Source organism: Sphaerotilus sp., from assembly GCF_031429695.1.
GTDB lineage: Bacteria > Pseudomonadota > Gammaproteobacteria > Burkholderiales > Burkholderiaceae_C > Sphaerotilus.
On the sequence record NZ_JANPAB010000017.1, the window covers coordinates 39,182 to 64,472 of the forward strand.

General features: G+C 68.5%; 28 protein-coding genes. 20 read left to right on the forward strand and 8 right to left on the reverse strand.

Features of this window, described 5'->3' with window-relative positions:
* Nucleotides 1–10: 10 nt before the first annotated feature.
* From RMP06_RS03895 to pelG, 4 genes are read left to right on the forward strand one after another with little or no spacing between them, the layout of a single operon-like run.
* Complete coding sequence (locus RMP06_RS03895; RefSeq protein ID WP_310460469.1) at nt 11–1,381, forward strand: PelD GGDEF domain-containing protein; 1,371 nt, start codon at nt 11–13, stop codon at nt 1,379–1,381.
* The gene (locus RMP06_RS03900) at nt 1,378–2,406 is read left to right on the forward strand and encodes a tetratricopeptide repeat protein (RefSeq protein ID WP_310460470.1); all 1,029 of its coding nucleotides are present in this window, start codon (nt 1,378–1,380) and stop codon (nt 2,404–2,406) included. The genes RMP06_RS03895 and RMP06_RS03900 overlap by 4 nt, the downstream gene beginning before the upstream one ends.
* The gene (pelF, locus tag RMP06_RS03905) at nt 2,403–3,953 is read left to right on the forward strand and encodes a GT4 family glycosyltransferase PelF (RefSeq protein ID WP_310460471.1); all 1,551 of its coding nucleotides are present in this window, start codon (nt 2,403–2,405) and stop codon (nt 3,951–3,953) included. The genes RMP06_RS03900 and pelF overlap by 4 nt, the downstream gene beginning before the upstream one ends.
* Nucleotides 3,929–5,296: an exopolysaccharide Pel transporter PelG gene (pelG, locus tag RMP06_RS03910; RefSeq protein WP_310460472.1), complete on the forward strand. Its 1,368-nt coding sequence runs from the start codon at nt 3,929–3,931 to the stop codon at nt 5,294–5,296. Before pelF ends, pelG begins: the two co-directional genes overlap by 25 nt.
* A gap of 9 nt (nt 5,297–5,305) precedes the next feature.
* On the opposite strand, the gene RMP06_RS03915 is transcribed toward pelG, so the two are convergent.
* Entirely contained in the window at nt 5,306–6,292 is a 987-nt protein-coding gene (locus tag RMP06_RS03915; protein ID WP_310460473.1) for a Bug family tripartite tricarboxylate transporter substrate binding protein, read from the reverse strand.
* A 72-nt stretch (nt 6,293–6,364) separates the two neighbouring features.
* A complete protein-coding gene (locus tag RMP06_RS03920) occupies nt 6,365–7,612 on the reverse strand; it encodes a THUMP domain-containing class I SAM-dependent RNA methyltransferase (protein ID WP_310460474.1) in 1,248 nt (415 codons plus the stop codon).
* Nucleotides 7,613–7,849: 237 nt separating this feature from the next.
* Here RMP06_RS03920 and RMP06_RS03925 point away from each other — a divergent pair, with 237 nt between their 5' ends.
* Nucleotides 7,850–8,512, forward strand: a complete 663-nt coding sequence (locus RMP06_RS03925) for a YiaD family glycine zipper/OmpA-like lipoprotein (RefSeq protein ID WP_310460475.1) — start codon at nt 7,850–7,852, stop codon at nt 8,510–8,512.
* Between the two features lie 19 nt (nt 8,513–8,531).
* Here the strand turns inward: RMP06_RS03925 and RMP06_RS03930 are convergent, their stop codons facing one another.
* The 3 genes from RMP06_RS03930 to RMP06_RS03940 all read right to left on the reverse strand — a co-directional run bounded on the left by RMP06_RS03930 (nt 8,532) and on the right by RMP06_RS03940 (nt 10,704).
* Nucleotides 8,532–9,089 carry a DUF3455 domain-containing protein gene (locus RMP06_RS03930; protein WP_310460476.1) on the reverse strand — a complete coding sequence of 186 codons (558 nt, stop codon included), beginning with the start codon at nt 9,087–9,089 and terminating at the stop codon, nt 8,532–8,534.
* Nucleotides 9,090–9,200: 111 nt separating this feature from the next.
* Nucleotides 9,201–9,503: a hypothetical protein gene (locus RMP06_RS03935; RefSeq protein ID WP_310460477.1), complete on the reverse strand. Its 303-nt coding sequence runs from the start codon at nt 9,501–9,503 to the stop codon at nt 9,201–9,203.
* A complete protein-coding gene (locus RMP06_RS03940; RefSeq protein ID WP_310460478.1) occupies nt 9,496–10,704 on the reverse strand; it encodes a multidrug effflux MFS transporter in 1,209 nt (402 codons plus the stop codon). Before RMP06_RS03940 ends, RMP06_RS03935 begins: the two co-directional genes overlap by 8 nt.
* A 130-nt stretch (nt 10,705–10,834) precedes the next feature.
* On the opposite strand from RMP06_RS03940, the gene RMP06_RS03945 reads away from it, so the two are divergent.
* The 6 genes from RMP06_RS03945 to RMP06_RS03970 are packed head-to-tail and all read left to right on the forward strand — an operon-like array spanning nt 10,835 to nt 15,622.
* The gene (locus RMP06_RS03945; protein ID WP_310460479.1) at nt 10,835–11,119 is read left to right on the forward strand and encodes a helix-turn-helix domain-containing protein; all 285 of its coding nucleotides are present in this window, start codon (nt 10,835–10,837) and stop codon (nt 11,117–11,119) included.
* A complete protein-coding gene (locus RMP06_RS03950; protein WP_310460480.1) occupies nt 11,116–11,511 on the forward strand; it encodes a HipA N-terminal domain-containing protein in 396 nt (131 codons plus the stop codon). The genes RMP06_RS03945 and RMP06_RS03950 overlap by 4 nt, the downstream gene beginning before the upstream one ends.
* Nucleotides 11,420–12,205, forward strand: a complete 786-nt coding sequence (locus RMP06_RS03955; protein ID WP_310460481.1) for a type II toxin-antitoxin system HipA family toxin — start codon at nt 11,420–11,422, stop codon at nt 12,203–12,205. The genes RMP06_RS03950 and RMP06_RS03955 overlap by 92 nt, the downstream gene beginning before the upstream one ends.
* Before the next feature lie 42 nt (nt 12,206–12,247).
* Complete coding sequence (locus tag RMP06_RS03960; protein ID WP_310460482.1) at nt 12,248–12,508, forward strand: antitoxin; 261 nt, start codon at nt 12,248–12,250, stop codon at nt 12,506–12,508.
* The gene (locus tag RMP06_RS03965) at nt 12,505–12,921 is read left to right on the forward strand and encodes a type II toxin-antitoxin system VapC family toxin (protein WP_310460483.1); all 417 of its coding nucleotides are present in this window, start codon (nt 12,505–12,507) and stop codon (nt 12,919–12,921) included. Before RMP06_RS03960 ends, RMP06_RS03965 begins: the two co-directional genes overlap by 4 nt.
* A 16-nt stretch (nt 12,922–12,937) precedes the next feature.
* Nucleotides 12,938–15,622, forward strand: coding sequence for an SUMF1/EgtB/PvdO family nonheme iron enzyme (locus tag RMP06_RS03970; protein WP_310460484.1), 2,685 nt, complete (start codon nt 12,938–12,940; stop codon nt 15,620–15,622).
* A 53-nt stretch (nt 15,623–15,675) separates the two neighbouring features.
* On the opposite strand, the gene RMP06_RS03975 is transcribed toward RMP06_RS03970, so the two are convergent.
* Nucleotides 15,676–16,425, reverse strand: coding sequence for a hypothetical protein (locus RMP06_RS03975; protein WP_310460485.1), 750 nt, complete (start codon nt 16,423–16,425; stop codon nt 15,676–15,678).
* A 135-nt stretch (nt 16,426–16,560) separates the two neighbouring features.
* Here RMP06_RS03975 and RMP06_RS03980 point away from each other — a divergent pair, with 135 nt between their 5' ends.
* Nucleotides 16,561–16,926: a helix-turn-helix domain-containing protein gene (locus RMP06_RS03980; RefSeq protein WP_310460486.1), complete on the forward strand. Its 366-nt coding sequence runs from the start codon at nt 16,561–16,563 to the stop codon at nt 16,924–16,926.
* Nucleotides 16,923–18,158, forward strand: a complete 1,236-nt coding sequence (locus tag RMP06_RS03985) for a type II toxin-antitoxin system HipA family toxin (RefSeq protein WP_310460487.1) — start codon at nt 16,923–16,925, stop codon at nt 18,156–18,158. Before RMP06_RS03980 ends, RMP06_RS03985 begins: the two co-directional genes overlap by 4 nt.
* On the opposite strand, the gene RMP06_RS03990 is transcribed toward RMP06_RS03985, so the two are convergent.
* On the reverse strand, nt 18,159–19,283 hold the full coding sequence (locus tag RMP06_RS03990; RefSeq protein WP_310460488.1) for a 3-deoxy-7-phosphoheptulonate synthase: 1,125 nt from the start codon (nt 19,281–19,283) through the stop codon (nt 18,159–18,161).
* A 30-nt stretch (nt 19,284–19,313) separates the two neighbouring features.
* Here RMP06_RS03990 and RMP06_RS03995 point away from each other — a divergent pair, with 30 nt between their 5' ends.
* Nucleotides 19,314–20,447, forward strand: a complete 1,134-nt coding sequence (locus tag RMP06_RS03995; RefSeq protein WP_310460489.1) for a family 16 glycosylhydrolase — start codon at nt 19,314–19,316, stop codon at nt 20,445–20,447.
* Between the two features lie 36 nt (nt 20,448–20,483).
* Entirely contained in the window at nt 20,484–20,903 is a 420-nt protein-coding gene (locus RMP06_RS04000; protein ID WP_310460490.1) for an Lrp/AsnC family transcriptional regulator, read from the forward strand.
* Nucleotides 20,904–20,918: 15 nt separating this feature from the next.
* On the opposite strand, the gene RMP06_RS04005 is transcribed toward RMP06_RS04000, so the two are convergent.
* Nucleotides 20,919–21,983: an ornithine cyclodeaminase gene (locus tag RMP06_RS04005; RefSeq protein ID WP_310460491.1), complete on the reverse strand. Its 1,065-nt coding sequence runs from the start codon at nt 21,981–21,983 to the stop codon at nt 20,919–20,921.
* 156 nt (nt 21,984–22,139) lie between these two features.
* Here RMP06_RS04005 and RMP06_RS04010 point away from each other — a divergent pair, with 156 nt between their 5' ends.
* From RMP06_RS04010 to RMP06_RS04030, 5 genes are all read left to right on the forward strand, one after another.
* Entirely contained in the window at nt 22,140–22,370 is a 231-nt protein-coding gene (locus RMP06_RS04010; protein WP_310460492.1) for a hypothetical protein, read from the forward strand.
* A gap of 53 nt (nt 22,371–22,423) precedes the next feature.
* Nucleotides 22,424–22,645 carry a type II toxin-antitoxin system RelE family toxin gene (locus RMP06_RS04015; RefSeq protein WP_310460493.1) on the forward strand — a complete coding sequence of 74 codons (222 nt, stop codon included), beginning with the start codon at nt 22,424–22,426 and terminating at the stop codon, nt 22,643–22,645.
* The gene (locus RMP06_RS04020; protein ID WP_310460494.1) at nt 22,642–23,013 is read left to right on the forward strand and encodes a helix-turn-helix domain-containing protein; all 372 of its coding nucleotides are present in this window, start codon (nt 22,642–22,644) and stop codon (nt 23,011–23,013) included. Before RMP06_RS04015 ends, RMP06_RS04020 begins: the two co-directional genes overlap by 4 nt.
* Nucleotides 23,014–23,031: 18 nt before the next feature.
* A complete protein-coding gene (locus tag RMP06_RS04025) occupies nt 23,032–23,235 on the forward strand; it encodes a helix-turn-helix domain-containing transcriptional regulator (RefSeq protein ID WP_310460495.1) in 204 nt (67 codons plus the stop codon).
* Between the two features lie 299 nt (nt 23,236–23,534).
* Complete coding sequence (locus tag RMP06_RS04030; RefSeq protein ID WP_310460496.1) at nt 23,535–25,178, forward strand: ATP-binding protein; 1,644 nt, start codon at nt 23,535–23,537, stop codon at nt 25,176–25,178.
* Nucleotides 25,179–25,291: the final 113 nt, after the last annotated feature.

Genomic DNA, 25,291 nt, shown 5'->3' on the forward strand with positions numbered 1-25,291 from the left:
GGGGTCCGCCATGCTGGTTTCCAAGTTCACGGCCGACGCGACCGCCCAGGACGGGCTGCACGCGCTCGCATCCCCCCGCGCCAAGATGGGATGGGTCGCGCTTGAAGTGGTGGTGCTGACGCTCGCCGTCATCGCGATCGGCTACTGGGTTTCACCCGCCGATCCGCTGTTCACCCGCGCGCCGATCCCGTGGACCTGGTTCGCGCCGATCCTGGTCGCGCTGCGCTACGGCGTGCTGGCCGGGCTGGGCTCGATGGTGATGGTGCTGATGGCGTGGCGGCTGCTGCTGCAGGGCGAAGATCCGTCGGCGGCCTTCCCGGTGCTCTACTTCCTCGGCGGCCTGCTGCTGACCATGGTCTGCGGCGAGTTCAGCGGCCTGTGGCGCTCGCGCATCCGGCGCCTGTCGCAGGCCAATGCCTACCTCGAAGACCGCATCGAGCGGGTCACCAACCGCCTGTTCATGGTCCAGCGCTCGCACGACGTGCTGGAGCAGGATCTGCTGCTGCAACCCTCGACCCTGCGCCAGGCGCTCGGTGACATGCGCGCGCGCTCGCTGGCCGGACAGCTGGACGCGCCGGCAGCGGCCAAGGCCTTCCTCGATTTTCTTGGCGTGCACTGCCAGATCGAGAGCGCCCAGGTCATCACGCTGACGCCCGGCACCGCCCACGGCACGACGCTGGCCAGCGTCGGCCAGCCGGTGCCCGTGCAGCTGACCGACCCGCTGGTGCAGTACGCGCTCGACCAGCGCCGCCTCGCCCATGTGCAGGCCGGCTTCCCGGTGCATGAAGCGGCCACCAGCCACCTCGTCGCCGCGCCGCTGGTGCTCGGCACCCACCGCGAGCAGGCACTGCTGGTGGTCAGCCGCATGCCCTTCCTGGCGCTGCACGACGAGGCGCTGGAGCTGATGGCCGTGCTGTGTTCGTCGTTCTCGGACGCTGCGCTGGTCAGCGACGAGGTGCCGGGCCTGCTCGCGCACTTGCCGAACTGCCCGGTCGAGTTCGCCGAAGAGGCCAGCCGGCTCGACCGCATCGCCCGCGAGTTCAAGCTGCCCAGCCAGGTGGTGGTGCTGACCTTCAACGACCCGGTGCACGCCGCCAGCCAGCGCCGCCTGGCCGAGCGCCGCGCCCGTTCGCCGGACGTGGTCTGGCCCTACGCGCTGGACGGTGAGCGCGAGCGGCTGGTCACGCTGATGCCGCTGGTCGGCCGCGCCGCGGTCGATGGCTACCTGCTCAGTCTGGCCACCTACGTCGCCGAGCGCCAGGGGCTGGCGCCGCACCAGGCCGATCTGGCCACGCTCGGCATCCAGCACCGCGTGATGACGCTCGGCCAGGCGCCGCTGGCGCCGGCGCTGGTGGGTGTGCTCGGAGGCACCAGCGCATGAACCCGCTGCAGTTCCTGCTTGCGCTCGGGCTGGAGGCTGGCGCGGCGTTGCTGCTGTGGACCGGTGACCGCGACATCCTGCAGTTGGGCGCCTATGCCGCGACCCATGCGCTGGCCTGCGCCGTGCTGGCCGTGACGCTGTTTCCGCTGCTGCCCGCACGGCTGCGCCAGCCGCCGCTGGCGGTGCTGGGGTTGCTGTTCAGTCTGGCGTTTTTCATTCCCTTCCTCGGGCTGGTGGCGCTGTTGCTGGCGGTGGTGGTGATGCGGTTGCTGCCGGCGCGGGCGGTCGACAACCACTTCCGGCTGGCCGCGCCGCCGGAATTCCTGCTGTCGGTGCGCGAGCCGGCGCGGCTGTTCCGCGGGCTGAGCATCCGGCAGCTGCTGACCGACGTGCACGCCGCTGCCCCGCTGCGCACCCGCGCCCTCAACGCCATCGCCAGCAAGCCCGCCCGCATCGCCGGCGACCTGCTGCGCAAGCTGCTGAGCGACCCGGTGGAAGACCTGCGTCTGGTCGCCTACGGCCTGCTCGACACCCAGGAAAAAGCCTTGCGTACCCGCATCACGCAGCAGGCCGCCTTGCTGGAGCAGTTCACCACCGAACCGCACCGCCACAGCGCCAGCCGCATCGAGGTGCTGCGCCAGCTGGCGGAGCTGAACTTCGAGCTGGTCTACCAGTCGCTGGTGCAGGGCGATGTGCGCGAGCACACGCTGGCCCGCGCCATCGAACACGCCGAGGCGGCCATTGCACTGGACCCGGCCGACGGCGGCCTGCGCCAGCTGCTCGCGCGCATGCACCTGGAGCAGGGCGACATCGACCGCGCCTGCGACGATCTGATCCGTGCCACCGAGGACGGCCTGCCCGACAACCGCGTGCTGCCCTACCTCGCCGAGATGGCCTACCGCCGCCACGACTGGGCCAGCGTGCGCACCCTGATGCAACGCATCGACCCGCTGACCGTGACCCCGCGCATGGCTGCGCTGGTGCGCTACTGGCATCGCGCAGACCGCGCAGGAGAGCGCCCTTGAGTGCATCACCCCCCCCGCTGCCCCGTGCCGAATCGGCCGACATCGCGCTGCTGCTCGAAGGCACCTACCCCTACATCTCGGGCGGTGTGTCGAGCTGGGTGCACCAGATCATCACCGGCTTCCCCGACCTGACCTTCGCCGTGGTGTTCCTGGGTTCGCGGCCCGAGGACTACGGCCCGATCCGCTACACGCTGCCGCCGAACCTCGTCCATGTCGAGGCCCACTACATCTTCGACAGCGAAGACCGGCCCGCCCAGCGCACCCAGCGCACCGACCCAGCCGCCTTCGCCCACGTCAAGGCGCTGCACCGCCACTGGCAAGACCCCGAGGCCAGCCCCGCCGGCACCGACCCGCAGGCCCTGTTCGGCGCGGTGGTCGACCGCTTCGACGACCAGCTCTCCGAGGCGCACTTCCTGCGCGGCGACCAGGCCTGGCAGCATCTGTGCGAACAGTACGAAGAGCGCTGCACCGATCCGTCCTTCGTCGATTACTTCTGGACGGTGCGCACCATGCACGCGCCACTGTGGAAGCTCAAGCGCATCGCCGACAAGCTGATCCCGGTGAAGGCCTTCCACACCGTCTCGACCGGTTACGCGGGGCTGCTCGGCGCCATGTGCAAGCGCAAGCATGGCCGCTCGCTGGTGCTGTCCGAACACGGCATCTACACCAAGGAGCGCAAGATCGACCTGTTCGGCGCCCACTGGATCGCCGACAACCGCTCGGTGCTGCAGCGCGACCTGACCGAGCTGAGCTACTTTCGCGACCTCTGGATCCGCTTCTTCCAGGGCATCGGCAAGGCCTGCTACGCATCGAGCGACCAGATCATCGCGCTCTACGAGGCCAACCGCCGTCGCCAGGTCGCCGACGGCGCTGCGGGCGAGCGCACCACCACCATCCCCAACGGCATCGACATCGCCCGCTTCGCCCCGCTGCGGGCGCTGCGACCGGCCGCGGTGCCGCAGGTGCTGTGCCTGATCGGGCGCGTGGTGCCGATCAAGGATGTCAAGACCTACATCCGCGCCCTGCGCAGCGTCGTCAACCAGTTGCCCGAAGCCGAAGGCTGGATCGCCGGCCCGGACAACGAAGACCCCGCCTACGCCGAGGAATGCCGCCTGCTGATCGCCAGCCTCGGACTGCAGGAGCGGGTGCGCTTCCTCGGCTTCCAGCAGCTCACCGAGCTGCTGCCGAAGGTGGGGCTGGTCGTCCTGTCGTCGATCAGCGAGGCGCTGCCGCTGGTGCTGCTCGAAGGTTTCGCCGCGGGCGTGCCGGCGGTGAGCACCGATGTCGGCTCGTGCCGCCAGCTCATCGAGGGGCTGGACGATGACGACCGCGCACTCGGCCCCTCCGGGCGCGTGGTCGGGCTGGCCGATCCGAAGGCGCTGGCGGACGCCGCGGTCGAGCTGCTGTCCGACGCCGACGCCTGGCAGCGTGCCAGCGACGCCGGCGTGGAGCGGGTCCACCGCTACTACTCGCTCGAACGCATGCTCGGTCGTTACCGGGAAGTCTATGAAAGGGCCCTGACGTGGCAGGCATCGGTTTCGAGCTGAGAAAGCTCCTGCGGCGGGACAGCTTCGCCGGGTTGTTCCAGGCCTACGCCTACGCGGGCATCATCAGCTCCGGTCCGTGGGTGCTGTCGATTCTGGGCATCCTGCTGATCGGCATCATCTCGGCGCTGACGGTGCCCGACCGGCAGATCACCCAGTTCCAGGTCTCGGTGACCTACCTGATCATGCTGTCTCTGGTGCTCACGGGACCGATCCAGCTCTCGTTCACCCGCTGGGTGGCCGACCGGCTGTTCGAGAAGCGTGCGGCCGTGATCGCGCCGAACTTCCTCGGTGCGCTGCTGATCGTCATCGTCGGCTCGGGCCTGCTCGGGCTGCTGGCGGTCGCCACGCTGTTCCCGGGGCAGACCAACCTGTACCGCGTCACCTTCGCCAGCGGGCTGGTGGTGATGAGCGGCATCTGGCTGGCGACGATCTTCCTGTCGGGCATGAAGCAGTACAAGACCATCGTCGCGCTGTTCGCGCTCGGCTATGGCGTGAGCGTGACCGGGGCGCTGCTGCTGCGCGGGCTGGGCATGGAGGGGCTGCTGCTGGGCTTCGTCGTCGGGCAGTTCGTGCTGCTGGCCGGGATGCTGGTGATGGTGCTGCGCACGCTGCCGACCGAGCGGCTGATCGCCTTCGACTTCCTCCAGCGCGGCGCGATGTTCACCTCGCTGGTCTGGGTCGGGCTGTTCTACAACCTCGGCGTCTGGGCGGACAAGCTGGTGTTCTGGGCCGCGCCGGAAGTCAGCCAGGCCATCATCGGCCCGCTACGTGCCTCGATCATCTACGACATGCCCGCCTTCCTCGCCTATCTGGCGATCATCCCGGGCATGGCGGTGTTCCTGGTGCGCATCGAGACCGACTTCGTCGAATACTACGAACGCTTCTACGACTCCGTGCGCGAGGGCGGCTCGCTGGGCAACATCCAGCGCCTGCGCGACGAGATGGTCTTCACGATCCGGCAGGGTCTGTACGAGATCCTGAAGATCCAGGGTATCACCGTGCTGCTGGTGATCCTGGCTGCGCCGACGGTGCTCGAATGGCTCGGCATCTCGCACCTGTACCTGCCGCTGCTCTACCTCGACGTGGTGGCCGCCAGCCTGCAGGTGGTGCTGCTCGGGCTGCTGAACATCTTCTTCTACCTCGACCGGCGCCGCGTCGTGTTCGGGCTGACGGCGCTGCTGCTGGTGCTCAACGTCGGGCTGTCGCTCGTCACGCTGCAGCTCGGGGCGTCGTTCTACGGTTACGGCGTGGCGCTGGCGATGATGATCACGGTGTTCGTCGCCATGCTCGCGCTGGAGAGCAAGCTGCACCGGCTGGAGTACGAGACGTTCATGCTGCAGTGAGTGCCCGGCCTATTGCGGCTGGAACCCGCTCGACTTGATGATGCGCGTCCAGACCTGCCTGTAGGCATGTTCGCGCTGGCCCAGTTGCTCGGCCGGCATGTAGCCCACCGTCAGCCCCATCCCGGTGAGCCGCTCGCGCACGTCGGGCTGCGCGATCACCTTCGACAGCGCGGCGCCGAAGCGGTCGATCGTCTCCTTCGGCGTGCCGGCCGGGGCGAAAACGCCGTAGTACGGCACGTCCTCGAAACCCGCCAGCCCCAGTTCGGCGAACGTCGGCACGTCCGGCAGCGCCGCCTGCCGCGCCCCGCCCAGCACGGCCACCACGTGCACCTTGCCCGCCTTGTGGTTCTCGATGAAGTCGGGGACCGAGCCGACACCCGCGGCGATCTGGTTGCCGAGCATGTCGGTCATCATCGGCGCGCTGCCGCGGTAGGGCGCGGCGATCAGGTCGAGCTTGTACTTCTCGCCGATCACCTTCACCAGGAACTCCGGCACCGACGCGGGCGCCGGCACGCCGACCGCGCCCTTGCCACCGCCGGCCGTCTTCACCCAGTTCACGTACTCGTTCACCGACTTGGCCGGCGTGCCACCCGAGACGGCCAGCGCGTTGACGAAGGTGGCGAAACCGGCCACCGGCACGAAGTCCTTGGCCGGATCGAAGCCGGGTGTCTTCACCACCAGCGGCAGGATGGTGATGGTGTGGTCGTGCGAGAGGAAGAAGGTGGTGCCGTCCGGCGCGGCGGTCTTCAGTGCCTGCGCGGCGAGCTGTCCCCCCGCGCCGGGCTTGTTCTCGACGATCACGGTCGCGCCGAGTTCGTCCTTGAGCCGCTCGGCCAGCGTGCGGGCGATGGCGTCGGTGCCGCCGCCGGGCGGGAAGCCGACGAGCAGGCGAATGGTCTTGCCGTTGTCGGCCAGGGCCGGTGCGGTGCCCAGGCCGGTGGCGAAGGCCGCCGCGAGGGCGAGCAGCAGGCGGCGGGTCGGGGAGGTGAGTGGCATGCGGAAAGCTCCGTCGGGTTCGTGACGGATCTCATGATAGGCCGCACCGCCGCCCGGCCAGACCTCCCGTGGTCAGCGCGGCTCGCTGCGGTTCGACCCCGCCACCAGATCGAACCGGAACAGCCGGCACTCGATCGGCCCGTTCCACATCGGTACCCGCCGCGACTCCTTCAAGCGCATCGCCTGCGGCAGCTTCGCGTCCGGGCTGAGCACCCAGGCGGTCCAGCCGGCGTACTGGCGTTTCCAGTGGGTGGCGAGCGCGGCGAAGAAGGCTTGCGAGGTGCCGCCGCCTTCGAAGGTTTCCCGCGAATCGCGGTAGCCGCCCGGTGCAGAGCCCGTGCCCTTGGCGTCAATGCGCTCGCCGTAGGGCGGGTTCAGCATCAGCACGCCGCGTTCGGTCGGGGCGTTGCGCTGCAGGGCATCGACGGTCTTGAAGTCGATGACGTGGGCCACGCCCGCCCGCTCGGCGTTGCGGGTGGCGAAGTCGGTCATGCGGAAAGAAACGTCGCCCGCATAGACCCGCACGGCCGGCGCATGGACCCGCGCCCGCGCCTCGGCCTTCATCGACTGCCACGCCACCACCTCGGCGCGGAAGGGCGCGAGCTTCTCGAAGGCGAAGCTGCGCTGCAGGCCCGGCGCCATGCCGCAGGCGATCTGCGCGGCCTCGATGGCGATGGTGCCGGCGCCGCAGCAGGGGTCGAGCAGGTCGCCGTCCTCGGCGCGGCCGTGCCAGCCCGCGGCAGCCAGCATCGCCGCGGCCAGCGTCTCCTTGAGCGGCGCTTCGCCTTGCACTTCGCGCCAGCCGCGCTTGAACAGGGCTTCGCCGCTCAGATCGACGTAGACCTGCGCGTAGTCCTCGCCGACGTGCAACTGGACCGACAGGTCGGCGAAGCGCGGATCGACGTCCGGGCGCTCGCCGGTCTGCTCGCGCATCACGTCGCAGATGGCATCCTTGATGCGCAACGAGGCGAAGTGCAGGCTCTGCAGCGGCGAGCGCACGGCCGAGGTATCGACCCGCAGCGTCTGGCGCGACGTGATCCAGTCGGTCCACGGCACCGTGCGGGCGATGTCGTACAGATCCTCCTCGTCGCGGTAGCGGCCTTCGGCGACCTGCCACAGCACGCGGGGAGCCAGCCGGCTCTCCAGGTTCAGGCGCATGGCGGTGTGGATGCTGCCGATCAGCGAGATGCCGCCACGGCCGAGCTTCACCGACTTGGCCGCCTGCGGCGCACCGGCTGCGGTCAGGATGGCGCGCACTTCGTCGGCCAGCAGAGGCTCGACGCCAGCGGCGCAGGGCAGGAACAGGGGGGTCGGGTTCAAGGCAGTGGTCCGTCGTCTTCGTGGTCAGGGGCCGGCAGGGGCAGGCGTGATTGTCGCCCCGGATGCCCCGCCGATACAGCCGCACACGCACAGGTACCGATCGTCACCTGGCCGGCGTCATCGACACACCACTTTCAAACGTTCAATACATCCGGACACTGTCTTAATGGATGGTGTGCATTCCGGTGTACCGGGCAGACTAGGCTGGGTACACCTCGACAACGGAGTTTTCCCACCATGATGCAATTCACCCCTTCCCGTCCCCTGGTCCTGGCCCTCACGTCCGCTGCGCTGCTCCTCGGCGGCTGCGCCGACATGAGCGCCCGCCAGAAGGGCACGGCGACCGGGGCCGCGGCAGGTGCTGCGGTCGGCGCAGTGCTGAGCAAGGTCACCGGCGGCAAGGCCGGTTCGGGCGCAGTCATCGGCGGCGCGGTCGGCGCGGTCGCCGGCAACCTGTGGTCCAAGAAGATGGAAGACAAGCAGCGCGCGATGGAGCAGGCGACCCAGGGCACCGGCATCGACGTGACCCGCACCAGCGACAACCAGCTCAAGGTGAATGTGCCCAGCGACCTGTCTTTCGACTCGGGCCGCTCGAACATCCGCCCTGCGCTGGCGCCGATCCTGACCAAGTTCGCGCAGGGTCTGGACGCGACGATGCACGTGCAGGTCACCGGCCACACCGACAGCCAGGGCAGCGACGCGGTCAACAACCCGCTGTCGGTCGACCGTGCCGCCTCGGTGCGCGACTATCTGGTGACGCAGGGCGTCTCGGCCACGCGCATCTCGATCGACGGCAAGGGCGAGCGCCAGCCGGTGGCCGACAACACCAGCGCCGACGGCCGCGCCAAGAACCGCCGCGTCGAGATTTTCCTGCGCGAGCCGGAGAAGGCTGGCTCCTGAACCCGCGCAGCGCCAGCGATCAGGCTGGCGTCCAGAAGATGTAGTCGGCCTGGTACTGCACGGTGATGCGCTGGCCGGCATTGCTGGCCGCGCACACCTGGGACGGCGCGACGCCACCCCTGGTTGCCGTGCGCTGGATGTAGCTCACGCCGGTCATCGCGCCGGCGCCCATCGCCGGATTGGCCTTGACGAGCTGGTGCGGGATGTTGCCCGCGCTGGCCGGCGCCACCGCCACCTGCATGCCGGTCAGCTTCGAGCCATCGGCCGACTGCCAGGTGGCGGGCGGGCCGTAGTAGCTGCCCACCATCTTGCCGCTGCGGTCCTTCAGGCCCGCGGCCGGTCCGACGAAGAACCACTCCATCTGGTCCACCGTACCGGTGCCCGCCTTGACGCGGCATTCGTAGGTGATCTCGCCCGCGCCCACGGTTTCCATGGCGACCTTGTGGCCGTCGGGTACCTTGACGGCGTCCGGCAGCGCCATCTGGCTGAACGGCATCATCGGCGTCATGGGGCCGGAACTGGCACAGGCCGACAGCAGGGCCACAGCAGCGGCAGACAGGATGAGCTTGGTGTTCATGGACATCTCCAGCAAGTAGCAGGTTGAGGTTGGTGATGTCTCTTACGCAGGCGCTGGCGAACTGGATGCAGGCGAACAGCAGATTCGAGGAAATATTTTTTACGCCGCCGATCAATCCCACTGCAGCAGCTCGGCCAGCCGCCGCGTCACCCACACCGCCTCGTCCGGCGTGAAGCCGGACTCGGGCGTCTGCAGGCCCGCTTCCATGCGCATCAGCACCTCGTCCTCCGACACGCCCAGATCGAAGTGGATGTGCTGCGCCTGCGCGACGAGCTGCTGCGCGAGGTCTTCGCAGGCTTCGTAGCGGGCGCGCACCTCGGCGATCGGCGTGCGCAGGCGCGTGCGGTGGCGATCGCGGTGCAGGTCGAGGAAGGACTCGGGGACGAGGATCTGGTTGTCGTGGTCGTCAGACATGTTGGGCAGCGGCCGGGTCCGCATGGGCGGGTTTCAGGGTGAACCAGGTGAGCAAGGCGGTCACCAGCGCGCAGCCGCCGATGCCGCTGACCATCGGCAGCGGTGAGCCATCGACGAACAGCGAGAGCACGCCCATCACGACCGCGCCGGTGACCATCTGCGTCGTGCCGAGCAGCGCGGATGCCGTGCCTGCCGTCTCGCCGTGGGCCTCCAGTGCCAGCACGGCGGTGGTCGGCACCACCAGGCCGAGGCAGCCGAAGCTGCAGAACACCAGCACGCTCAGCACGTCCAGCCGGTCCACCCCGAGCGCGAACAGCGCCCACAGCAACAGCGCGATCGAGGCGAAGCCCGCGACACCCGCCTGCACCACGCGCACCAGCCCGTAACGCGCGCAGAGCCGGCCGTTGAACTGCGCGATGCCGATGAAGGCGGCGGCGTTGACCGAGAAGAGGAAACCGTACTGCATCGGCGTCACGCCGTAGTGGCCGATCAGCAGGAAGGATGAGTTGCCCAGGTAGGCGAAGAAGGCCGACATGCCGAAGGCGCCGATCAGCGTCAGGGCCATGAAGTGGCGGTCGCGCAGCAGCGTCCAGTAGGTCGCCAGCACGCCGCCCAGGGTCGAGGCGGTGCGCATCCCGGCCGGGCGGCTTTCCTCCAGCTGGGACGCCAGCAGCGCGATACCGAGCACGCCCAGCGCCGACACGGTCCAGAAGATCCAGCGCCAGCTCGCCACCGCGATCACCAGGCTGCCCGCCAGCGGCGCCAGGATCGGCGAGACGCTGAACACCAGCATCAGCAACGAGGTGAGCCGTGTCGCCTCCACGCCGGTGTGCAGATCGCGCACGACGGCCCGTGGAATCACCGTGCCCGCGCAGGCGCCCACCCCGGCGATGAAGCGCAGCACGATCAACGTCTCGATGTCCGGCGCCAGCGCGCAGCCGATGCTGCCGACGACGAACAGCGCCAGCCCGAAATACAGCGGCGGCTTGCGGCCGAAGTGGTCCGACAGCGGGCCATAGAGCAACTGGCACAGGCCGAGCGCCAGGAAGAACACCGTCAGGCTGAGCTGCACCTGCGCGGTGTCGGCGTGCAGGCTGTGGCCGATCTCGGGCAGCGCGGGCAGGTACATGTCGATCGCGAACGGACCGATGGCGGAGACGAGGCCGAGGACGAGGGCGTGACGGAAGAGGGAGGACTGCATGGGGAAATGCGGCCGAGGAGGACGCGAGCGGGCAAGCGGATGATGGTAACCGGGGTGGGTTTCAGCCGCAGCGAGGGTCACTTGTCTTGCATTCTGGACAAATTCATTGGGAAGCCGCAATATGTCTTTCATGCAAGACAAGATCTACACCCTCTCGGACCTCGGTCGGCAGGTCAAGGCAGTGCGCCAGGCGTCGGACCTGGGAACAGTCGAGATCGCCGACCGTTCCGGCCGCAGCCGCGACGTGCTGTACCGGCTGGAGCAGGGGCGTGACGTGTCGGTGAGTTCGCTGCTGGCGCTGCTGCAAGTGCTGGGGCATGCCATCGAGATCGTGCCGGCGGGGCGGCCGACGCTGGAGGAGATGCGGCGGCGCTTTGCGTTCGACGAGGAGGATGAACCCGGGGGTGGCGCATGACCTCGGACATGGGCACGCCGGGGCTGCCCGAGCGCATCAAGCGGCTGGACGTGACGCTGTCTGGCACGGTGGCGGGCGAGCTGATCCGCGAATCGACCTATGTCTTCCGCTACACCCGCGACGATGAGGCGCAGCCCGCCGTGAGCCTGCTGCTGCCAGTGAACCGGGCGCTGCACGAGGACGGCGACCTCTTCCCGTCGATGGAGATGAACCTGCCGGAAGGCTTCCTGTTCCAGCAGATCATCGAGTGGTTCCGCAAGGCGCAGATCACCAAGATGCACCTGCTGGCGCTGATGGGCGATGGCGGCATCGGGTGGGTCGGTTTCCGTCTGCCGGGCCGCGCTGGCGATCCCGGATCTGATCGTCAAGAAGGCGGGGGCAGCGTTCCCTGATCTGGCGGCGAACGAGTTCCTGTGCCTGAGCGCCGCGCGACGGGCGGGGATCGAGGTGCCGGGGTTCGCGCTGTCCGAGGATGCGGGGCTGCTGGTGGTGGACCGCTTCGATCTGGGGGCGCAAGGCGAGCGGCTCGGCTTCGAGGACATCGCGGCGCTGATGGGCCTGCGGGTGCATGACAAGCTCTCGAACCGCAAGTACCACGGCAGCTACGAGCGCGTGGCCGAGGTGATCGGGCTGCTGTCCTCGAACCGGGCACGGGATCTGGCGGTGTTCTTCGCGCAGTTGACGCTGTCGGTGATGGTGCGCAATGGAGACGCGCACCTGAAGAACTTCGGGCTGCTCTACCGCGACGAGCGGGATGTGCGGCTGGCGCCGCTGTATGACGTGGTGACGACGACGGTCTACACCTACGAGCGCCCCGGCGGCTTCGAGGACATCGACCGCACGCTCGCGCTGAAGTGGCGCCACGGGCGGCACGGCAGTCGCGCCTATCCGACCACCGAGGAGCTGGTCCGCTTCGGGCGCGAGGTCTGCGGGGTCGCGCAGCCGCGGCAGGTGATCGAGCGGATCGCCGACGCGATGGCCGAGACGCTGGCCGAGGCGCGGGGGGATGGGCGAATTGTGGCTGGGTTGCTGGAGAAGATCGGGCCGCAGTGGGCCGAGGGGCAGGCGCACGCGGGGCGGCGCTGAGTTGTGCTTGTTGGTATATCCCGCGGCATATACCATTGACACATGAAAACCGCCTCCCTCTTCATGAACGGCCGCAGCCAGGCGATTCGGCTCCCCGCCGAATTCCGCTTCGAGGGCAAGCAGGTCTACATCTCCCGTGATCCGCACACGGGCAACGTCATCCTGTCCGCCACGCCGCCCGCCAGTCCGTGGCAGGACTTCATGGCCTTGCGCGATGCGCTGGGTGGGGCGCCCGAGGACTTCCTGGTCGACCGGGCGCAGGGCATCGAGACCCGCGATCCCTTTGCGGGCTGGACCGAATGACCCACTACCTGCTCGACACGAATGCCGTGAGTGCTGCCCTGCGCGGTTCGCCAGGGATCGACCAGCGGCTGTTGCAACTGGAGTCGGGGGACTGGAGCATCTCGGCCATCACCCATTCGGAACTGCGCTACGGGCTGGCGCTGAAACCCGACGCACTCCGGTTGGCGCGGCTGGTGGACGGCTTTCTGCAGACGGCGACCACGGCGCCCTGGGATGCGGCGGTAGCCGAGGTGCACGGCCGGCTGCGCGCGACGCTGCGGCTGCGCGGCACGCCGATCGGGGACTTCGACGAAATGATCGCGGCGCATGCGCTGGCGCTGGGGGCTGTGCTGGTCACGGACAACGTGCGGCATTTCGGGCTGGTGCCGGGGCTGGTGGTCGAGAACTGGCAGCGGGGGACAGCGGGCGGGTGATGCGGGGGGACAGGCAGTGAGCGACAAACAAACACAGGCGCCGAATCCACGGGCCAACCTTGATGGGTGTGGAGCGATCGCGCAAGGCACGCACGCGGTGGCCGTCGGGCCTGCCGGCGTGTACGTGGGTGGGAACAGCAGCGGCCCTATCACCATTCACCATGGCCCCGACCCCAAAGCGCATCAACGCCAGTGGCTCGACCGCTACCTGCGCGATCTCGTTCAGTTGACCGATCAAGTGGCGCTCGGTGGTGCGGGGGTCGCACTGTCGTCGCTCTACACGGCGCTGCTGGTGCATCGCGGCGACCTGATGGACGACACGGCGGCGGCTGAAACCATCCTGGCCATGAAGGGCGAGAAGCGGCGCCCGATATCGGCGTTGGAAGCGATGAACGCCGAGCCACGGCTCGTGCTGCTGGGCGGCCCGGGCAGCGGCAAGAGCACGCTGCTCGACGCGGTGGCGCTGGGCATGGCGGGCGACGTGCTGGAGGACGCAGCGCGGCACCTGAGCTGGCTGCGCATGCCGGTGCCGACGGAAAAGCGACCCGGCAAGGAACAGGAGCAAGCCGAGCCGCAACGCTGGGACCACGGCGTGCTGCTGCCGGTGCCGGTCGTCCTGCGCGATCTGGTGGCGCAACGCTCGACCGATTCGACCGGCAAGGCGGATGGCCTGGCCGTGCTGCGTTACCTGGAACAGCGGCTGAAGGAGCGATCGCTCGACGAATTCGCGGCGGTGCTGCGCGATTCGCTCGACCACGGGCACTGCCTCGTGCTGTTCGATGGACTCGACGAGGTGCCAGACGCCGAGGGTTGCCGCGAGCACGCCAAGGCGGCCTTGGAACAATTTGCCGAGCGGTATCCGCGCAACCGTTTTGTCGTCACCTGCCGCACCTATGCGTACCTCAAGGACACCCGAGGAGCCTGGGCGCTGCAGGGCTTCGCGACGGCGCAACTGCTGCCGTTCACGCGGCCACAGACCGACCGGCTGATCGAAGCCTGGTATGGGGTGCAGATCCGGCTGGGCAAGATCGAGGCCGACACCGCTCGCGCGCACGCGGCCACGCTGCGCAAGGCGATCGACGGCAACGCCCGCTTGGCGGAACTGGCACAACAGCCGCTGCTGCTGACCTTGATGGTGCGCTTGCAGGTGCGCGATGGCGGGCAGTTGCCGCACCGGCGCGAGGCGCTGTACGACGAGGTCGTCACGATGCTGCTCGACGAGTGGGAGGGCGAGAAGTGCGTGCGCGACGCCACGGGGCGCGAGGTGGTGCGGCCGAGTCTGGCGGAGTGGCTGAAGACCGATCCGGCCTGCCTGCGCCGCGAGCTGCAGCGACTGGCCTTCGAGGCGCACCGCGGACAGCGCGAGTTGCGCGGCACCGCCGACATCCCGCGCCAGCGGCTGGTCGAGGCACTGGAGCGCGCCCGGCCTGACGATGACCTGCGCCCCAAGCTGCTGGAGCGGCATCTGAGCGAACGCCTCGGTCTGCTGCATGAGCGCACGGGGCTGCTGGCCGAGCACGGCGGCGAGGGTTGTTTCTACAAGTTCCCGCACCGCTCGTTCCAGGAATACCTGGCCGCTTGTCACCTGACCGACGCGGACTTCCCCGATGCCCTCGCCGGACTCGCGTGCGCTGATCTGAACCGCTGGCGCGAGGTCACGCTGCTGGCGGCGGCCAAGGTGGCGCGGGGATCGCAGTCAAGCGTCTGGGAGCTGAGCCAAGCCCTGTGCTGCAAGGACCGCGACGGCGGCGACGCCGATCGCCATGGCGCGCTGCTGGCTGGGCAGGTGTTGGCCGAGAACGTCGATCTGCGCGATTTGCCCGAGCGGCGCGAGGCCCACCTGGGGCTGATGCGCGACTGGCAACTGAAGCTGCTGCGCCACCCGAAGATGCCAGCACTGGAGCGGGCGCTGGCGGGGCGCACGCTGGCCAAGCTGGGTGACCCGCGACCAGAGGTGACGGACGTGGACGCGATGCAGTTCTGCTTCGTGCCAGCGGGGGCGTTCACGATGGGCGGCGAGACGTGGGAGGACAGCACGAAGCTCGTCCATCGGGTTGATCTGCCGTCCCCGTACTTCATGGCGCGGTTCCCGGTGACGACGGCACAGTGGCTGGCGTTCGTCAACGACGGCAACACGCCGGACGGCGTGAACAGCCTCGAAGGCCGACCCAACGCTCCTGCGCTGCATGTGACCTTCCGCGACGCACGCCGCTTCTGTGCATGGCTGACACGGCGCTGGCGCGATCGACTGCCGCCGGGGTGGGAAGTGGCCTTGCCGTCAGAAGCCGAGTGGGAGAAGGCGGCGCGGGGTGGCGAGCGGGTGCCGGTGACACCGCAGACGGTCGAGGTTGATGCCGTGCAGGTCGTCATGTGCGGCTCGCAGGGCGCAATGCAATCCAACGGCAACGGTCAGCGCGTTTATCCCTGGGGAGATGACTTCGACGCGGAACGCGCCAATGGCAGCGCGGTGGGTGCCTTCGCAACGGGAGCCAGTCCCTACGGCTGCGAGGACATGGCGGGCAATGTCTGGGAGTGGACGAGCAGCTTGCACAAAAAGGGTGAGCCCCACTTGGTCGTGCGCGGCGGGTCGTGGGTCGGTTCCGTGGTCAGCCTGCGCGGTGCCTTCCACGACGGGGTTCACCCCGACTACCGTTTCAGCGTTCTCGGGTTCCGTGTGGTGTTGCGGTGTTCCCCTGTTTGAGTTCTCGGGCCTCGGTCAGCTCGGCACTCTGCGTTTCTGGGGGGGGGAGACTTTCAGCCCCACTCACGGCGCATCGCCTCCTGGACAGCCTGCGGATCGCTGTTCCAGTTCGGGGAATCCTTCAGCTTGCCGGCAAAGTGCTGCAGGCCGGTGTTGATGTCACCGTGGCTGTCTCCTTGAACGATGACACCGCCTTTGCCAACAGCCAGCGCACCCGCTCCGACCGCCGCGGTACCGTCACCCTTCACGGCGACCGACACCGTGGGAGCGTCATCCGCAGACGGCAGCCGTCGTCCAACATTGCCGAAGCAGCCAGCCGCCGCCAGATCGTCGAGCTGATCCCGAAAGTGGCTGGTCAGCGTGTCCACGCTGTCGTAGTGACCGGGAAAGTGCTCCAGCGCTTCAAGACGCATCCGGAACTCCCCCAGACTCACTTGATCGCGCGCTGACTGCTCGGCGGCCGAGAACGGCGTCGTCTTCCGGTAAACGTAGAGCTTCGGCCGCCCGGTCGCCTTGAACTGCGCCAGCGCCGCCTCGAATTCCTCGCGCGTGTACTTGCCGACCTTGGTCCAGAACAACAGGACAAACAGGTCGCATCGCCGCAGCGCCGCGTTGTAGTCGTCCTGCTTGCGGGTGGCCGACACGGCACTGTCGAAGTCCTCCCAGATCTCCAGCTCCAGAAACAGCCCGTGTGCGTTCCAGCGCTTGTTGACCCGGTTGATGAAGATCTCGAAGGCCCGTCGGTCGGCCTCCAGCTCTGCCGACGAGGCCAGAAAGATCCGCCGCTTCTCGCTTGTGGCCATGCCCATTCCCCCTGTGGATCGAATGCGAAAAAGCATACCGAAACCAACCCGCGTTGACCATCCGGTCAAATCACACCAAGTTCATTGACATCACATTAAGTTGATCATTTCACCGCAATCACTCAAGATGATGCAATGTCAAAATCCCCCGAAGCCCTGTCCATGCTGCCCCCGGTCGTCGAGCGGTCCTTGCGCCAGCTTGGCGAAGATCTGGCGCTGGCACGCGTGCGGCGCGGTGAGTCGCAGCGTGCCTGGGCGCAGAGGCTGGGCGTATCGGTGCCGACGCTGATTCGGCTGGAGCAGGGCGATCCGGGCGTCGGCCTGGGCATCGTCGCCACGGCGCTGTGGCTGATGGGCAGGGCCGAGGCGCTGGGGGAGCTGGCCGCGCCACAGCATGACCGAGGGGCCATGGAGCGCGACATCCAGGCCGCGATGCAGCGGCGGCGGTCACGCTCGCGGACCAGCAGCACCGCGGCGGACAAGACAGGAGATCCGGCATGACCTTGCGCTACCAGGTGACCGACACGCTGCACCTCTGGTGCCTGACCGATCCCTCAACCCCCACCTATGTCGGCGAGCTGCACACGGCCCGCTCGGTACGCGGCGTGTCGCTGCGCTATGCCGCGGACTGGTTGGCCAACGGCTTCGCGCTCAGCGAAGACCTGCCGCTGATCGACGAAGAGTTCCTGCCTGCGCAGCGCGACAGCGCACCCGGCGCCATCGACGACGCCCGGCCCGATCGCTGGGGCGAGCGCGTGATCCGCTTCATCGACCGTCCACCCCGGCTTTCGCTGATGGAGTTCCTCTACTTCGCCGGGGACGAGCGTTTCGGCGCACTGGGCGTGTCCACGTCGGCAGAGCAGTACCTGCCGCGGGACATCGGGCCGCTGCCGCAGTGGGGCGATGTGGCCGTGCTGCATGGGCTGACGCAGCGGGTGCTGTCTGGCGAACCGGTGTCGGATGCGGAGCGGCGCATGCTCGCACCGGGCGTGACGATGGGCGGCGCGCGGCCGAAGGCGCTGGTGCAGATCGATGGGCATCCGTGGGTGCTGAAGTTCTCGGAGCCGGGCGAGGACATCGACATGCCACTGGTCGAGCATGCCTGCATGACGCTGGCCGCGCGGGCTGGCATCGAAGTGGCGCCGACCCGGCCGATTCCGCTGCCCACCGGGAGTCACGCCGTGGCAGTGCGCCGCTTCGACCGCGAACCCGGTCGGCGGCTGCACGGCCAGTCGGCAGGCTGCGCGCTACAGGCCTGCGGAGACGAGCCGGGTTATCCGGAACTGGCGGCGTGGCTGCGGCGGCGCGGTGTGTCGGCGGATGGCCTGCACCTGCGCCAGCAGCACGAGCTGTTCCGCCGCATGGTCTTCAACCTGCTGATCGACAACACCGACGACCACGAGAAGAACCACGCCCTGCTGACCCGCGACGGCCGGCAGTGGTGGCTGTCACCGGCCTTCGATGTGCTGCCGTCAGGTCAGGCGCTGGGCTACCAGCAGATGCGCGTCGGTCAGGCGGGGGCGGAATCCACGCTCGACAACGCACTGTCGATGTGCGGCCAGTTCGGTCTGACACGGGACCGAGCGGTGGTCGAGGTGCGCCGTGTCGTGGCCGTCATCGAGACGTGGGCAACGTCGTTTCGGGCCGACGGGGTGTGCAGGGCTGACCTCGACGCGCTGGCGGCGCAGATCGACCGGCCCTTCCTGCATGCGCAGCGCCGGGCCTTCGCCTGATCAGGCCGCCTCACGCCCCCGCCGCGCCCGCACGGCCTCCGCCAACCGCCGCAACACCGGCTCCGTCTGCGCGAAGCTGATGCACGCATCCGTGATCGACACCCCATGCCGCAGCGGCTCGCCCGGCCGCAGGTCCTGCCGGCCTTCCTCCAGGTGGCTCTCGATCATCACGCCCGTGATGCGCTGTTCGCCGCCCGCGATCTGGCCCGCGATGTCCTCGGCGACCTCGATCTGGCGGCGGTGCTGCTTGCTGCTGTTGGCGTGGGACAGATCGACCATCACCTGCTCGCGCAAGCCCGCGCCACGCAGCATCGCGCACGCCGCTTCCACGTCCGCCGCGCTGTAGTTCGGCGCCTTGCCGCCGCGCAGGATGACGTGGCAATCGGCGTTGCCCGTCGTCTCGAACACGGCGGCCACGCCCATCTTGGTCATGCCCATGAAGGCATGCGGCGCGCTCGCGGCCTGGATCGCGTCGGTGGCGACGCGCACGCCGCCATCCGTGCCGTTCTTGAACCCGACCGGGCAGCTCAGGCCCGAGGCGAGCTGGCGGTGGCTCTGGCTCTCGGTGGTGCGGGCGCCGATCGCCCCCCACGAGATCAGCTCGGCGATGTACTGCGGGCTCAGCAGATCGAGGAACTCGCTGCCCGCCGGCAGGCCCAGGCCGAGGATGTCCAGCAGCAGCGCCCGCGCCCGCTCCAGCCCCTCGTTGATCGCGAAACTGCCGTCCAGGTGCGGGTCGTTGATGTAGCCCTTCCAGCCGACCGTCGTGCGCGGCTTCTCGAAGTACACGCGCATCACGGTGACCAGCTCGCCGCGCAGCGCGTCGGCCAGCGGCTTCAGGCGGGCGGCGTACTCGATCGCCTGCGCGTGGTCGTGGATCGAACACGGCCCGACGACGACCACCAGCCGGTCATCGCGGCCGTGCAGCACGTCGGCGATCTGGCCCCGCGCCTGTTCGACCAGCGCCAGCGCCGACTCGCTCACCGGCAGCCGCTCGTGCAGCAGCGCCGGGGTGATCAGCGGGCGCACGGCGTCGATGCGGGTGTCGTCGGTGCGGGTGGTGTCACGGGTGCTGCGGCGCGAGCCGGCTTCGTGGTCGAGGGGAGGAGAGGCAGGGATGTTCATGGCGAGATTGTCGCGGCCCAAGGATGCAAAATGCTGACCACCATGCCCATCACCCGACCCCTCTGCCTCTGCCCCGTCCTCTCGCTGGTCCTGCTGGGCTTCGCCGCCAGCACGGCGGCTGCGCCTGTCGCCCAGCCCAGCTTCAAGGACGACCTGACCACCTTCGACACCGCCCGCTGGCTGCGCGCCGACGGCTGGGCCAATGGCTCGCCGTTCAACAACGCCTGGAAAGCCGACCACCTCACCACGGCCAACAGCCTGGTGTCGATCCGGCTCGACAACGTCGCCACCCTCGGCAAGCCCACCACCTCGGGCCAGTACCAGACCAACGGCTACCACGGCTATGGCTGCTACGAGGCACGTTTCAAGCCCGTCTCGGCGGCGGGTGTGGTGAGTTCGTTCTTCACCTTCGCCGGCCCCTACGACAACGGCGGCAACGGTCGGCACAACGAGATCGACATCGAGTTCGTCGGCAGCAACACGCGCCGCTTCCAGGCCAATTTCTGGACCAACGACGACACCTACAAGGGCGGTAACGAGCACCTCGTCGATCTGCCCTTCGACGCCGCGCAGGGCCTGCACCAGTACGCCTTCAAGTGGACCTCCAAGGGCATCGAGTGGTTCGCCGATGGCGTGTCGGTCTACAAGGTGCTCGACTCGGCGCTCAAGCCCACGCCCAAGGCGAGCGACTCGCTGCACAAGGTCATGGTGAACCTGTGGCCGGTGGACAGCACGGCCGCGGGCTGGGCGGGCACCTTCGTCTACCCGGGCACGCCGTTGTCGTCCACCTACGACTGGATCAAGTACACCGCGGGCGAAACCTGCACCGTCAGCAAGCCCGCTACTGGCTCGGCGGCGACCGAGGTGCATGTGCAGGGTCTGGCCGTCGCGCTGACCACCGCCCGCAACCAGGCGACGGCCAAGGTGCTGGTGCTGAACGGTCTGGGCCAGCCGGTGCAGAGCGCCTCGGTCGCTGGCACCTGGACGGGTGCGATCACCGGTATATCGAAGGGCCTGACCGATGCCGCCGGCAACGTGACGCTGACCTCGACCACTTCGACCAAGACCGGCACGGCCACGTTCTGCGTCACCGGAGTGACGGCGGCGGGGCTGGGCTATGTCAGCAGCGCCAATGCGGCGACGTGCGTGTCGATCATGAAGTAGGCGGTCCCTGCCGGTCGCCCGAGGCACACTCCCGCCATGGACGACACCGACCGCCACCTGATCTCGCTGCTGCGCCAGGACGCTCGGCTGACGGTCGCCGCGCTGGCGACCAAGCTCGGCGTCTCGCGCGGCACCGTCACCAACCGGCTGCGCAAGCTCGAAGACGAGCAAGTCATCGTCGGCTACACGCTGCGCCTGCGCCCGGACGCCGAGCCGGACCAGATCCGCGCCTGGATGGGCGTGCTGGTCGAGGGCAACCAGACCCGCGAGGTCATCGCCAACCTGCTCGGCGAGCCGGGCGTGCAGGCGCTGCACGACACCAACGGGCGCTGGGATCTGCTGGCCGAGCTGCGGGCGGATTCGATGGCGGAGCTGTCGCGGGTGCTGGAGCGGGTGCGGCTGATCAAGGGCATCCGCACCACCGAAACGAGCATCCTGCTGGCGAGTTACCGCTGAGTCTGTCTCTGCACGTCAGGCCGCGATGCGCAGCGCCTCCACCGGCCCGCGCAGCACCCCGAACAGATCCTTCGGATCCACCGCCTGCGGCACCAGATCGATCCCCCGGCCCAGGCCCAGCGCCCGCGCCGTGTCGTACACGAAACCCAGCGCCGCGTAATCCTCCAGCGCGAAACCGACCGAATCGAACACCGTGACCTGCTCGGCGGACGTGCGGCCCGGCGCCTGCCCGGTCAGCACCTGCCAGAACTCGGTCACGGGGAAATCCGCGGGCATCTGCTGCACCTCGCCCTCGATGCGGCTTTGCGGCGCGTATTCGACGAATACGGGGCCGCAGCGCAGCACGTCGGCGTGCAGTTCGGTCTTGCCGGGGCAGTCGCCGCCGACCGCGTTCAGGTGCATGCCAGGCGCAATCAGGTCCGGCGTCAGGATGGTGGCGTTGGCCTTGTCCGCCGTCACGGTGGTGACGATGTCGGCACCGCGCACGGCCTCGCGGATGCTGGCGCAGACCGTCACCGACAGCCCCAGGCCGGCGAGGTTGGCGACGAGCTTGGCGGTCGCGGCCGGGTCGGTGTCGAACAGGCGCAGTTCGCGGATGCCGACCAGGTCGCGGAAGGCGATGGCCTGGAACTCGCTCTGTGCGCCATTGCCGATCAGCGCCATCACGCGGCTGCCGGGGCGGGCGAGGTGGCGCGCGGCGGTGGCGGACATCGCGGCGGTGCGGATCGCGGTGGTCAGCGTCAGCTCGGACAGCAGCCGCGGCGCGCCGGTGGCGACATCGGCCAGCACGCCGAAGGCCATCACGGTGGGCAGGCCGGCGCGGGTGTTCTTCGGGTGGCCGTTGACGTACTTGAAGGTGAAGCGTTCGGCGTCGGCAATGGGCATCAGCTCGATCACGCCGTCGGCGGAATGGCAGGCGAGGCGGGCGCTCTTGTCGAACTCGGGCCAGCGCCGGAAGTCGGCTTCGATGCGTTCGGCGACTCCGGCGATGCAAGCGGGCAGGCCGACGCGCTGGACGAGGCGGACCATGTCGTCCACGCCGAGGTAGAGGGTGGTGGGGAAGGGGGTGCGGGTGTCCATGGAGGTCTCCGGGAGTTCTGGGGTTGGGTAGAGTCTCCCGGAGGTCGGCGTCAGGCGGAAGCGCATGAACTGCCGCGTTTCGCTTCAAGCTCTGCCGAAATGGCAGCTTTCATTGCCACATTGCCGCATCACACCCATCCGGACACCCGCCCCGCCATGCGCACACCCCTGCCCCTGCGACTCGCTGCCCTCGCCATCGCCACCAGCCTGACCCTGCTGAGCGCCTGCAGCACGGACCAGTTCTGGAACATCGGCCAGGCCTGGCAGCGTGACCACTGCATGAAACTGCAGGACCAGCAGGACCGCTCGCGCTGTCTGGCCGACATGACCCGGTCACGCGACGACTACGAGCGGCAGGCCGAGGGGCTGCGGCGGGCGAAGCCGTAGCGGGCCATCAGCCTCCTGTAGCACGGTTGTTAGCAATGTGCGAACATGAGGCCATGCATTCGATCGAATTCACCCGCGAAGCCACCAAGGCGCTGGACAAGATCGAGGCAGTAGCGGGCAACCCTTACGCAGCGCACAACAACGTGACGCGGCTCCAAGGGCGCCCGGAGTTCCGGTTGCGTGTGCAGGACTGGCGGGTGATCTACCGCCTGCTCGATGACCGGGTGGTGATGCTGGTCATCAAGATCGGCGGAAGGGGTCAGGTGTACGAATGAGCAGCCATGTTCAGGTGATCGAGCAGGACGGCAAGCCGGCGTTCTATGTGGTGCCAGCGGCGCTGTGGGAGCGCATGCGGGAGGCCGCAGAAGACGCGGAGGACATCGCGGACCTGGAGCGTTTCGAGCGCGAAGACGATGGCGTCCGCTACCCCGCCGCCGTGGCGATGGCGATGGCCGACGGCGCCAGCCCGCTGCGTGCCTGGCGCGAGCACAAGGCCATGACGCTGCAGGTGCTGGCCGATGCCGCGGGCTTGAGCCGCGCCTATGTCAGCCAGATCGAGGGCGGCAAGCGCACCGGCAGCGCGGCCACGCTGGCGAAGCTGGCGCAGGCGCTGGGGGTGTCCGTGGCGGGGTTGATCCGGTAGGGCATGACGAGGGCGAAGATGACCAGGATCGCTGACCTGCCCGAGTTCGACATGGCGGACTACCTGGACAACGACGAGGCCGTGGCGCAGTACCTGCGCGTGGTGCTGGCCGAGGGCGATGCGGGCGAGTTGGCCGACGCGCTGAGGCACATCGCCAAGGCGCGGGGCGTGCGGCTGATGGCGGTTCCGAAGGGTGCTGTTGCGCAACCTCGCCAACGGTAAGGACGCGCTCCTTGTCTGCTGTTCTATGCGGTTCTATTGACCACGTTTATTGACAGCGTTCGCCGTGGGCTGTCAATAAACGGTGCCTTCTTGCAGAGGGCGCTCTCTATGGGAACGCGCCTCTATTGACCGTCTTATTGACATCCTATTGACCAAAGGGGGCTGGATTCGGCAGCGTTTCTGTCAATAGAACGATAGCGCGGCGTTGAGCGCAGCAGTCCACAATCTCGCCTCATGCCAACCCGCTCCACCTGGGCCTGCACCCACCCTGCTCCACGCCTGCGCCGGAGGGCCGCCTGATGCGTTCGGCCACCGAATTGCTGCGCGAACTCAACAGCGTCGATGAATCGCCTGGCATCGAGGCCAAGCGCGCCTCCGCAGCGGGCAAGTCGGTGCTGGAAACGGTCATCGCCTTTGCCAACGAGCCGGCGCTGGGCGGTGGTTATCTGCTGCTGGGTGTCGAGCGGGCGGGGCCGGGGCAGGCGTATCACGCGGTCGGGGTGACTGATCCGGACAAGCTGCAATCCGATCTGGCGAGCCAGTGCGCCAGCCAGCGCAACCAGCCCTTGCGCCCACGCATGCGGGTCGAATCGATCGACGGGCGGGCGGTGCTGGTGGTGTTCGTGGCCGAGGTGGCGCTGGGTGACAAACCGGTCTACCTGCGGGCCACCGGGCTGCCTCGCGGCGCGTTCCGGCGCATCGGCTCGACCGATCAGCGTTGCACCGACGATGACCTGTGGGCGCTGCGCCGCATCGACGAGCCGCAGCCCGGTTTTGACGCGAAGGTGGTCGAGGATTGCTCACTCGACGAACTCGATCCCGACGCGGTGGCCGAATACCGGCGACTGCGGCGGCTGGTGAATCCGCAGGCGGAGGAGCTGGGCTACAGCGACGACGACTTGCTCGAAGCACTGCTGGCGGCGCGGCGCGTGGGCGGGGTGCTGAAGCCGACGGTGGCGGGGGTGCTGCTGTTCGGTCGGCCGCTGACGCTGCGGCGGCTGTTTCCGACGGCGGAGGTGTCGTATGTGCGCGTGGTCGGCACCGAGTGGGTGGCCGATCCGGAGCGCCGCTTTGCCGCGACGCTGGATGTGCGCAAGGGTGCGCTGCTGGCGTTTCGGCAGATCGCGGCGGCCATCGAGGACGACCTGCCGCGTGGCTTCTACCTGCCGCCCGGTGCGATGCAGAGTCTTCAGGAGCCGCTGGTGCCACGTCAGGCGTTCCGCGAGGCGCTGGCGAACGCGATCATTCACCGCAGCTACCGCTTCAACCAGCCGACGATGGTGGTGCGCTACAGCGACCGCATCGAGTTCATCAACACCGGCTGTTCGCTCAAGCCGGTGGCCGAACTGGGGCGCACCGGGCCGGCGCAGCGCAACCCGGTGCTGGCGGCGGTGTTCCGCGATGTGGAGATTGCCGAGGCGAAGGGCAGCGGTATCCGCACGATCCGCCGTGTCTGCGAGGCGCATGGCTGTCCGGCGCCCGAGTTCGAGTCGCGGCGGGAGGCGGGGACGTTCGTGACGGTGCTGCGGTTGCCGGTGATTGAGGCGGTGATCGCGCCAATGCCTGCACACGTCCCTGAACCTGGTGACTATCCAGACCAAAGTCACCAGCCTGAGCCGGATAGTCACCAGCTACCGCCCGATTTGCTGGCTCAACTGCCCAAGCCGGGCACCCGGCCCAGCCGTGCCCGCATCCGTGAACTGATCATCCTGTTGTGCCGGCAAACGCCGCTGAGTGCTGCTGAACTGGCACGCCTGCTTGGGCGCCGCGAGCAGAAACCATTCGTGCGGGACTACCTGACGCCGATGGTCCGCGAGGCGCTGCTGACCTATGTCATTCCGGATCAGGCCAGCCATCCCGCGCAACGGTATGCCGCGAGCCACCTGCAGCCGGCTGCGACGATTGCCGCTGAAGCAGAGCAATCGGTATTGAGACCGGAATAATTTCTCACTTTCAGCCCATCGCCGCGGCCAGAGGCAACGCACGCGGGGCTATCGTCGCCCTCCGCACGGCAAAAAAAGTGGGCGCCTGACTCTCAGGCCATCGTGACCCCAGC